This window comes from Reinekea marina (assembly GCF_030409715.1).
Lineage (GTDB): Bacteria > Pseudomonadota > Gammaproteobacteria > Pseudomonadales > Natronospirillaceae > Reinekea > Reinekea marina.
Map to the genome: position 1 here is coordinate 1 of NZ_JAUFQI010000003.1, position 9,348 is coordinate 9,348.

12 protein-coding genes and 4 pseudogenes are annotated in these 9,348 nt (G+C 43.0%); 13 read left to right on the forward strand and 3 right to left on the reverse strand.

What is annotated here, in order from left to right; all coding sequences use genetic code 11:
* Window positions 1–55: 55 nt before the first annotated feature.
* Window positions 56–439 (reverse strand): nitrogen regulation protein NR(II), encoded by a 384-nt coding sequence (locus tag QWZ13_RS19630; protein WP_290283463.1) that lies wholly within the window; start codon window positions 437–439, stop codon window positions 56–58.
* Between the two features lie 97 nt (window positions 440–536).
* Complete coding sequence (locus tag QWZ13_RS19635) at window positions 537–668, reverse strand: hypothetical protein (RefSeq protein ID WP_290282814.1); 132 nt, start codon at window positions 666–668, stop codon at window positions 537–539.
* 45 nt (window positions 669–713) lie between these two features.
* On the opposite strand from QWZ13_RS19635, the pseudogene queA reads away from it, so the two are divergent.
* The 3 genes and pseudogenes from queA to yajC all read left to right on the forward strand — a co-directional run bounded on the left by queA (window position 714) and on the right by yajC (window position 3,300).
* A pseudogene (gene queA / locus QWZ13_RS19640) lies at window positions 714–1,766 on the forward strand (tRNA preQ1(34) S-adenosylmethionine ribosyltransferase-isomerase QueA).
* Window positions 1,767–1,780: 14 nt separating this feature from the next.
* Window positions 1,781–2,897, forward strand: a pseudogene (tgt, locus tag QWZ13_RS19645) (tRNA guanosine(34) transglycosylase Tgt).
* 52 nt (window positions 2,898–2,949) lie between these two features.
* A complete protein-coding gene (yajC, locus tag QWZ13_RS19650; protein WP_215999912.1) occupies window positions 2,950–3,300 on the forward strand; it encodes a preprotein translocase subunit YajC in 351 nt (116 codons plus the stop codon).
* Here the strand turns inward: yajC and QWZ13_RS19655 are convergent.
* Entirely contained in the window at window positions 3,257–3,415 is a 159-nt protein-coding gene (locus tag QWZ13_RS19655) for a hypothetical protein (protein ID WP_290282816.1), read from the reverse strand. The genes yajC and QWZ13_RS19655 overlap by 44 nt on opposite strands.
* Before the next feature lie 18 nt (window positions 3,416–3,433).
* Here QWZ13_RS19655 and QWZ13_RS19660 point away from each other — a divergent pair, with 18 nt between their 5' ends.
* The 10 genes and pseudogenes from QWZ13_RS19660 to QWZ13_RS19990 form a co-directional block, all read left to right on the forward strand.
* Window positions 3,434–3,838: a hypothetical protein gene (locus tag QWZ13_RS19660; protein ID WP_290283465.1), complete on the forward strand. Its 405-nt coding sequence runs from the start codon at window positions 3,434–3,436 to the stop codon at window positions 3,836–3,838.
* Entirely contained in the window at window positions 3,835–3,969 is a 135-nt protein-coding gene (locus tag QWZ13_RS19665) for a hypothetical protein (protein ID WP_290283466.1), read from the forward strand. The genes QWZ13_RS19660 and QWZ13_RS19665 overlap by 4 nt, the downstream gene beginning before the upstream one ends.
* Complete coding sequence (locus QWZ13_RS19670) at window positions 3,966–4,913, forward strand: SecDF P1 head subdomain-containing protein (protein ID WP_290283467.1); 948 nt, start codon at window positions 3,966–3,968, stop codon at window positions 4,911–4,913. Before QWZ13_RS19665 ends, QWZ13_RS19670 begins: the two co-directional genes overlap by 4 nt.
* A 1-nt stretch (window position 4,914) precedes the next feature.
* Window positions 4,915–5,718 carry a sensor histidine kinase gene (locus QWZ13_RS19675; protein WP_290283469.1) on the forward strand — a complete coding sequence of 268 codons (804 nt, stop codon included), beginning with the start codon at window positions 4,915–4,917 and terminating at the stop codon, window positions 5,716–5,718.
* A 20-nt stretch (window positions 5,719–5,738) separates the two neighbouring features.
* Window positions 5,739–6,026 carry a response regulator gene (locus tag QWZ13_RS19680; protein ID WP_290283470.1) on the forward strand — a complete coding sequence of 96 codons (288 nt, stop codon included), beginning with the start codon at window positions 5,739–5,741 and terminating at the stop codon, window positions 6,024–6,026.
* Window positions 6,027–6,210: 184 nt separating this feature from the next.
* A complete protein-coding gene (locus QWZ13_RS19685; RefSeq protein ID WP_435407462.1) occupies window positions 6,211–6,933 on the forward strand; it encodes a sigma 54-interacting transcriptional regulator in 723 nt (240 codons plus the stop codon).
* Between the two features lie 380 nt (window positions 6,934–7,313).
* A pseudogene (locus QWZ13_RS19690) lies at window positions 7,314–8,023 on the forward strand (DctP family TRAP transporter solute-binding subunit); the annotation flags it as partial.
* Between the two features lie 398 nt (window positions 8,024–8,421).
* A complete protein-coding gene (locus QWZ13_RS19980; protein WP_353959034.1) occupies window positions 8,422–8,616 on the forward strand; it encodes a hypothetical protein in 195 nt (64 codons plus the stop codon).
* Between the two features lie 13 nt (window positions 8,617–8,629).
* A complete protein-coding gene (locus QWZ13_RS19985) occupies window positions 8,630–8,968 on the forward strand; it encodes a TRAP transporter small permease (protein ID WP_353959035.1) in 339 nt (112 codons plus the stop codon).
* Window positions 8,969–9,124: 156 nt separating this feature from the next.
* A pseudogene (locus tag QWZ13_RS19990) lies at window positions 9,125–9,348 on the forward strand (TRAP transporter large permease subunit); the annotation flags it as partial.

A 9,348-nucleotide genomic window follows, 5' to 3' on the forward strand; every position in this document is an offset into this window, starting at 1 on the left:
CTGACGATTCGTTGCCGAAGGCGCTCTAAAAAGGAATATCGATTAGGTAATGACGTTAACGGGTCTTTCTGGTGAATAAACGAGAGGTTCGGGGCGGTAACCAGCAGGCTAAATTCAAAAGTGCGACATATCTTTGCCGGCCATCACTGTTGAGTGATGTCAGAGTTAAATACAAAGACTGGCCTGACTGGGTTTGCGATTCTACATGCGATTGCCATCGACCATCGATCAACAAGGTTTGTTGGATTTGCTGAGTATCAATATTTGCTGTGTTGGGAAGAAGTTCGAATAAGGAAGTTGGTTTTCTAGAGACGTGCTCGTTAAATTGCAGGTTGGCGTAGATCAGATTGAAGTAGTTATCAAACACCGCGACTGGCTGCGAAAGCTCATCGACTATGTCTCTGTAACTGGGTTGATATAATGCTTCACTACGGCGCACAACTACTAAACCTTTTAAATCGCTACAATACGCACCTATCAGCTAATAGTTGTGCGAATTTTGACCTATTGTTATTAATGAATTCTTTCCTTTAAATTCAACAACTTACTAATTCAACCTGATAACTTACTTTATTGTTGCTATGAATACCAGAACGCCGCAGCCGAGGCAAGCAATCTGCACAGTTGGTAACGAAAATAAACGGTTGCGCATGGAGCCTAGCGCACAATTCAGTTAGAATGAGCGCCCTTTAATTGAGCCACTTAAAATATTCATGCAAGTCTCTGATTTTGATTTTGATCTACCCGATGCCCAAATTGCTCGGCACCCCACTCCAAACCGCACCGGAAGCCGTCTTTTACATTTAGATGGACCGACCGGTGATATTCAGCATTTGAATTTTCCTGACATCGAGTCACTGGTAAATCCAGGTGATTTATTGGTGTTAACAACACTCGGTCATACCTGCGCGATTATTTGGTCAAAAGGTCTCAGGTGGCAAAGTTGAAGTATTGGTCGAGCGTATGACTTCGGATCATGAAGCTGTGGCACATATTCGTTGCAATAAAAGCCCAAAAGCAGGCACTGTTTTGCAAATGGAAGGCGATATTAAACTGGAAGTAACCGGCCGAGAAGAAAACCTATTTTGCATTCGATGCTCGAATAGCGAGCCATTAGTCGATCTATTAGAACTACACGGGCACATGCCACTACCGCCTTATTTAGAGCGCGAAGACGACGACACCGATAGAGAACGCTATCAGACAGTATATGCTCAGCAAAAAGGCGCCGTAGCCGCACCAACGGCAGGCTTACATTTTGATGATGAAATTTTAGCTAATCTTAAGGCAAAAGGCGTCAACACTGCTTTTGTCACACTGCATGTTGGCGCAGGCACCTTTGCCCTGTAAAAGCCGATAAATTAGAAGACCACACCATGCATGCGGAATGGATAGACGTTCCAGAGCATGTTGTAGAAGAAATCAAGAAAACTAAAGCCAAGGGCGGTCGCGTTATCGCGGTGGGCACAACCAGCGTACGCTCTTTAGAGAGCGCTTCTCAAAACGGTGATATTGAGCCTTTTACGGGCGATACTCGTATATTTATATACCCCGGGTACGAATACAAAACTGTGGATGCCATGCTCACTAACTTTCACTTACCCAAGTCGACCCTTATTATGTTGGTCAGCGCTTTTGCTGGCACCAAACATGTGATGGATGCGTATCAAAGCGCCATTACAAATAATTATCGCTTTTTCAGTTATGGTGATGCCATGTTCGTCACTAAAAACGCGAACTGCCATGCACAAGAGGACACCCAATGAGCCGCAGCTGCTTCATGAAATTTTCACTTCACAATACCGATGGCAAAGCACGCCGCGGCACATTATCGTTTCCACGAGGTGAAGTGCAAACACCAGCCTTTATGCCAGTAGGCACTTACGGCACAGTGAAAGGCATGACACCCAAAGACATCAAGGAAATTGTGCTGAAATTATCTTAGGTAACACCTTTCACCTTATGTTGCGCCCGGGCACTCAAGTGATCAGCGAACATGGCGATTTGCACGACTTTGCGCAGTGGGACAAGCCAATTCTGACCGATTCAGGTGGTTTCCAGGTATTTTCACTCGGTAAACTGCGCAAAATCACCGAAGACGGGTAACTTTTCAGTCGCCCGTCAACGGCTCAAAAGTACACATGACTCCAGAAAGCAGCATGGAAGTTCAGCGCGCATTAGGTTCAGATGTCGTGATGATTTTTGATGAATGCACGCCCTACCCTGCCACGCATCAAGAAGCTAAAAAGTCGATGCAAATGAGCTTACGTTGGGCTAAGCGTTCTAAAGCCGCTCATGGTGATAGCCCTTCGGCTTTATTTGGCATTATTCAAGGCGGCATGTATGAAGACCTGCGAGAAGAAAGCCTTGAAGGCTTAAATGAAATAGATTTTGATGGCTATGCCATTGGTGGTTTAAGTGTAGGTGAACCGAAAGATGAAATGATCAAGGTTCTAGACTACCTACCAGCTAAGATGCCTGCCGATAAACCACGGTATCTGATGGGCGTCGGCAAACCAGAAGATTTGGTCGAAGGCGTTCGGCGCGGTGTGGATATGTTTGATTGCGTGATGCCAACCCGTAATGCTCGTAATGGTCACCTATTTGTAACCGATGGCGTAGTAAAGATTCGAAATGCAAAGCACCGCCACGATACAACATCGCTAGATCCAGAGTGCGATTGCTACACCTGCAAAAACTTCAGTAAAGCCTACTTATATCACCTCGATAAATGTGGTGAAATGCTCGGTGCGCAATTAAACACGATTCACAATCTTCGTTATTATCAGCGACTCATGGCCGAACTGCGATTAGCCATTGAAGAAAACCGCCTAGATGATTACGTAAATGACTTTTATGCACGTCGTGGCTTGGAAACGCCGCCATTGGCACCATAAAGTTTATAAATAACACCCTAACAACTAAAAATTGAAACTTGGAGTATCACTGATGAAAAAGATTTTAGCCGCTATTTTAGCGCTTGTACCTGTTGCCGCGATGGCACAAACCGTTCCAGCTCAACCGAGCCCGTGGCAGTTACCTATCATGTTGGGTATTTTCTTCGTTATTTTTTGGTTCATGGTTTGGCGCCCACAGTCTAAGCGTGCAAAAGAGCACAAAGAACTGTTATCGGCGATCAGCAAAGGTGACGAAGTAGTTACAACTGCTGGTATTGCGGGTAAGGTTTCTAAAGTAACCGATGATTACGTTCAGGTTGAAGTATCACCTAACGTTGTTTTATCTTTCCAAAAAGCGGCTATTTCGGCAACGTTACCGAAAGGCACTTTGAAAGCAATCTAATAAAACCAGGCTGCGATACGTAACAAAGCGTTTGTAAAAACCTGACACCTCGTCGGGTTTTTATTTTACTGACTTTGACGTTGGTAAAATAAAAACCTGAACAACGTAGCCACATTTACAGCAAGGAACGACCATGCTCAATAAATACCCATTGTGGAAATACCTGTTAATTGGCTTAGTGCTGGTGCTGGGTATTTACTACAGCCTGCCTAACCTTTACCCGAATGACCCTGCCATTCAAGTACGCGGTGCTAGCGCAGGCTTAATCGTAACCGACGTAACACTGAATAAAGCCGAGTCTGTGTTAGAAGAAGCCAATATTGAATACTTTGGTGGCGAAGTTCAGGGTCAATCTTTGTTGATTCGTGTCACCAGCAATAAAGATCAACTGTTGGCAAAAGCCGCGTTGCAAAAAGGCTTAGGGAACGATTACGTCGTCGCCCTTAATTTAGCGCCGACCACACCGAGCTGGCTCACAGCGCTAGGTGGCAAGCCGATGGCATTAGGTCTAGATCTTCTGGTGGTGTTCACTTCTTGATGGAAGTGGATATGGAGAAGTACTTAGCATCTCGCTTAGCTAACTTTGAATCCGATATAAAACGCAACTTGCGTACCGAAAAATTCGTTACCGTGCCGTTACTGTCAGCGGCGATCGCACCATTCAAGTGATTTTAGCGGATGAAGATCACCGAGATGCCGCAACCACATGGTTTAGCCGCAACTTAAATGAATTTACTCGTTCAAATACAACCGCACGAAACCTTCCAGCGATAGACCTTACCTTAACGGAAGAAGCCGTTACAGCGATGGAAGATTACGCGATTAAGCAGAACCAAACCACACTGAGCAACCGAGTAAATGAAATAGGCGTCAGTGAGCCATTGGTTCAACGCCAAGGTCGTAACCGCATTGTAGTTGAGCTTCCTGGTGAACAAGATACCGCTCGCGCCAAGAACATTTTAGGTAAGTCTGCAAACTTAGAATACCGAATGGAATCTCAAGACGGCAGTGGCGAGCTTTATAAATTTAAAGACAGCAATGCCACGGCAATGTTAAGCCGAGATATCATCGTAACCGGTGAAAACGTTGTAAACGCCAACGTAACCTATGACGAAAATGGCCAACCTTCTGTTTCTGTCACCCTCGACAGTGCCGGCGGTGCTCGTATGGGGCAGAACACAAAAAACAATCTTAAAAAGCGCATGGGTGTTTTGTTTATTGAGCAAAAGGCCGAACTTTTAGGGTATGAAACGGTTAACGGTACACAGGTTCCGCAATACCGTAACTACGAAACTAAAGAAATTATTTCTTTGGCGACGATTCAAGGCATCTTCTCATCACAATTCCAAGTAACAGGCTTAGACAGCTCTGAAGAAGCTTCAGAATTGGCACTTCTATTACGCGCTGGTGCGTTAGCCGCCCCAATGACCTTTGTTGAAGAACGCACTGTAGGACCAAGCTTAGGAGCTGAGAACATTCAAACTGGACTCATGTCTGTTGCCATTGGCTTCGGCTTAGTCATTTTGTTTATGCTGGGCTTAGCGACGAGAGAAATTATTATTAATTCAACAAAAAGAAATCCAACATGCACAAGAACTCGAACACGAAATTGATGTGAGAACGGCTGAGTTAAGAAATACTAACGAGCGCTTAAGAAAGGAAGTATCTGAACGAATCTTAACCGAACAACAATTAAAAACCACGCAACAAGAGCTCATTCATTCCGCTAAGCTGGCGGCTATAGGCCAAATGAGCACTAATTTAAGCCATGAATACAATCAACCCTTGGCAACAATGCGTACTTATGCTGAAAATGGACTAAAGTTTTTAAGGCTCAATAAGTATGAACAAGCGATGGATAATTTTGAACGAATAATACAACAAACCGCACGTCTTGGTGATCTTTCAAAAACATTAATGTCTTTTGCACGTAAACCTTCTGAAAAACAAAGCATTGTAAATATGTACGCCTGTGTAGAAGAAGCATTTATGTTGGTACAACCTCGAGTTAAATCAAAAAAAATTATTTTAAAGCACCAAGTACCGAAAACCGCGAAGGTTTATGGCAATGCGATTCAACTGAGCCAAGTGATGCTTAATTTACTCAGTAACGCTATAGATGCGGTAACCGATGCGCAGCATCATTTAAGTTCACCTCAGGTTTTAGTGAGTTTTCAAATAACTGAAGCGTATATAGACATATCAGTAGAAGATTCAGGAGACGGCATAGACTCAGCTAACCGAGACTCTATATTCGAACCATTTTTTACATCAAAGAAATCTGGAGCCGGCCTAGGATTAGGGTTATCCATCGTTAAAGACATCATTAAATCTCATGGTGGCAAAATAGTTACCCGTCAATCACAATTAGGTGGGGCTTGCTTTACTATTTCCCTTCCAAACAATAATCACAATTAAGTGAAGAGCACTGAATAACAATGACAAGAACAACAGAATTATCGGTTCAAGCGACTATCTGGCTTACGGATGATGACAATGATTTGATCCATGCGCTTCAACAGGGGTTGGAGCTAGAAGGGTTTAACGTTCGAACAGATCTTGCTGCGCGAGAAATTCTTTCACACCTATCAAGTGATTCATTCAGTGTGGTGATCAGCGATATTATGATGCCAGATTTGACCGGAATGGATTTTCTATCGAAAGCCATTGAAATAGATTCCGCCATTCCTGTAATTCTAATGACCGTCATGGCGATGTACCGTTAGCGGTTGAAGCGATTCAAAAAGGAGCTTATGATTTTCTCGAAAAACCTTCCCTATTTTAAGCTTAGTCGAAGTTGTTAAGCGCGCAATTGAGAAAAGACGTTTAGTATTAGAAAATCGAAGCTTACGAGAAACTATTGATGATCATAATCCTATCAGTCAGCGCCTAGTCGGCAGATCACCAAAGATGGCTTTACTGCGCGAACAAATTTTAGCCCTGTCTACGACCAATGTAGACAGCCTAATTATTGGAGAAACAGGGTCAGGAAAAGAAGTTGTGGCTCGAGCCATTCACGATTTCTCTCAAAGAAAAGAAAAACCCTTTGTAGCCATTAATTGCGCAGCCATACCCGCGGATATCATTGAAAGTGAATTATTCGGTCATGAACAAGGAGCGTTTACGGGAGCGACAAAAAAGCGGATTGGTAAACTTGAGTATGCCGCGGGCGGTACAGTATTTTTAGATGAAATCGATTCAATGCCTTTGGATTTACAAGCAAAAATTTTACGAGCGATTGAACAAAGGACGATTGAACCGTTAGGTTCTAATAAATCCGTCAATCTAGATGTAACCTTTATAGCCTCCACCAAAGAAGACCTAGAAACCCTTTCCAACAACCAAGAGTTTCGAATGGATTTGTATTACCGTTTAAACGTAATACGTTTCAATATTCCGCCTCTACGCGAGCGGACAGAGGATATTCCCTTGCTATTTTTTCACTTATCAAGGATTGCAAGAAGCAAATACCGCAGAGATATACCAGAAATATCACCTAACTTAGTAGATCAATTATGTAGATACCCTTGGCCGGGTAACGTTCGCGAGTTAAGAAACTACGCAGATCGGTTCGTTTTGGGCATGTGGAACGGTTTTATTGAAACTAGAGAAGAGTCCCAATCGGTGACTTAGCCACACGCCTTCAGCAATATGAGAAAACAGTCATTGAACACGAATTGATAAAAAATGGCGGCTCTCTAAAAGAAACCTATTTATCCTTAGGTTATCTCGCAAGGTCTCTACGACAAGATTAAAAGACTGGCCATTCAGACAGATCAATTGATTGATCCACAAGACATGATGGGTAGCTAGCTACCCACTAGCTATCATCGATCTGCTGTTCATGTGTCATCTCCTACACATGAAATGGATCTTTAATCATGAGTAGCCCTACTTCTTCGTATGTATTAGCTGTTTGGCACACCTATTGCTATTTTACTTTCCAATTCCGCGCTTCGAACCAGTTGCACGGTTTTGTTAAACAAAAACAATAAATCAATAAGGGCAATTCAATGACTATTAAAAAACTAGCACAAGTTTTGGCTACCGTTACCTTTGGTGCTACCGCTTCTTTAGCTGCTGCGAACTGCGACCCAGGTGAAACTGTTGTAAAGCTGAGCCACGTAACGGGTGGCACAACGCACCCTAAGGTAGTTGCGTCAAACAACTTCGCAGAGCGTGTAAACAAAGAACTCAATGGTAAAATGTGTGTAGAAGTATACCCAAGCAGCACCTTGTTTGGTGACAGTAAAGAATTAGAAGCACTTTTATTAGGTGATGTTCAACTTTTAGCGCCTTCGCTCTCCAAATTTGGTTCTTATACTGAAAAATTCGGTGTGTTTGACTTGCCGTTTATCTTTAAAGACATTGATGCTGCCATTCGCTTTACACAATCGAAAGAAGGCATGGGCTTACTCAATGAAATGGAAGATGTAGGCTTTGTAGGTTTAGGTTATTGGATGTCGGGCATGAAGTACTTCTCAGCCAACAAACCATTAATAGAACCAACGGATGCGAAAGGGCTAAAATTCCGAGTACAAACATCCGATGTTGCTAAGGCAATGATTAAAGCAATGGGCGCGTCGCCACAACCTATGGCGTTCTCAGAGGTTTATGGCGCGCTTCAAACTGGCGTTGTAGATGGTCAGAAAATACTTGGTCGAATATTTATACTAAAAAATTCTTCGAAGTTCAGGACAGTGTCACGGAAACCAACCATCAATTATTGGCATATTTGTTCATGACCTCTCGTGAGTTTTTAGATAGCCTAGATGATGATGTTTTCGCGAGCAATTTATCGCCATTGCTAATGATGTCACGCTTCAAGCTAACCTAGAAGTGAAAGAAAAAGAAGCCAATAACCGTCAGAATATTTTAAACGGCGGTGGTGTCATCAACGTATTAAATGCAGCCCAACGCGAAAAATGGTGAATGCAATGAAACCTGTTTGGAAACAATTGAAAAAGCCATCGGTAAAGACTTAATTAACGCCGCTGCAGGCTCTTAAGTAATTCTATGACTATAGGCTGCGATACTTATTGCAGCCTATTCCCACCGGTTACAACTAAAAATTTAAACCGTCATTACTTTTTGCAATCCAACGCGTAACGAGGAGCAGCCATGTCGAGTTATTGGCCTCACATAACGTTACTTTGCCTCGTAGCCGCTTTATGGCTACTTGAGCTTAGATTTTACAAAATCATGCATCGACTAGAAGAAAACTTCTTGGTGTTAATTATTGTTTCAATAATGGCCGTATCATTTGGTCAGGTTATAGCACGATACGGTTTTAATACCGGTTGTCAGCCGCACTAGATTTAATACGCTGATGTTTTCATGGTTAATTTTGTTTGGAATGAGCTATGGCATTAAAACAAACCTACATTTGGGAGTAGACATTGTACTCAAAGCACTTCCTAAACCAGCGGAAAAAACACTCAGTTTATTTGGTGCCGTATGCGTAATAGCCTACGGCTTAATTTTACTCGACAGCACTTGGGTTGCCATGCTGGGAGTTGATGTACGTGGCGGTGCCATTGTTTACTGGGCGAAAATGTACAAAATTGGTATTGGCGCTGAAGAACTGCGCTACCCCGCTTGGGCTCAAGAGCTATTCGGACTTCAACACCGCGTTCATCGTTGGTTGTGTTACTTGCCTTACCACTAGGCTTAGCCTTACTAGTCCTAAGAGGAACACAAGCATTGTAGACATTTTAACGGGCAAGCGAGCAGCACTCATCAGCGCACATGAAGCTGAAGAATTAGTTGAAGAAAATAAAAATATTTTGGCGGAGACTAATGTGGAAGCTTTAATTTATTCACAATGGTGTTGGGTTTACTATTTGCCGGCGTGCCGGTCGGTATTTCGTTAGGTCTTTCCTCCAGTTTGTTTGTAACGTTTATTTCTCACGACTCTTATCGTCTGTAGCTATCTCATTATTCGGGTTGGAAACCACTATACCTTACTTGCCATTCCTTTCTTTGTGCTTGCTTCAGCATTCATGTCGACGGGGGCGTTGCAAAAAGGCTAATAGATTTTGCTATTGC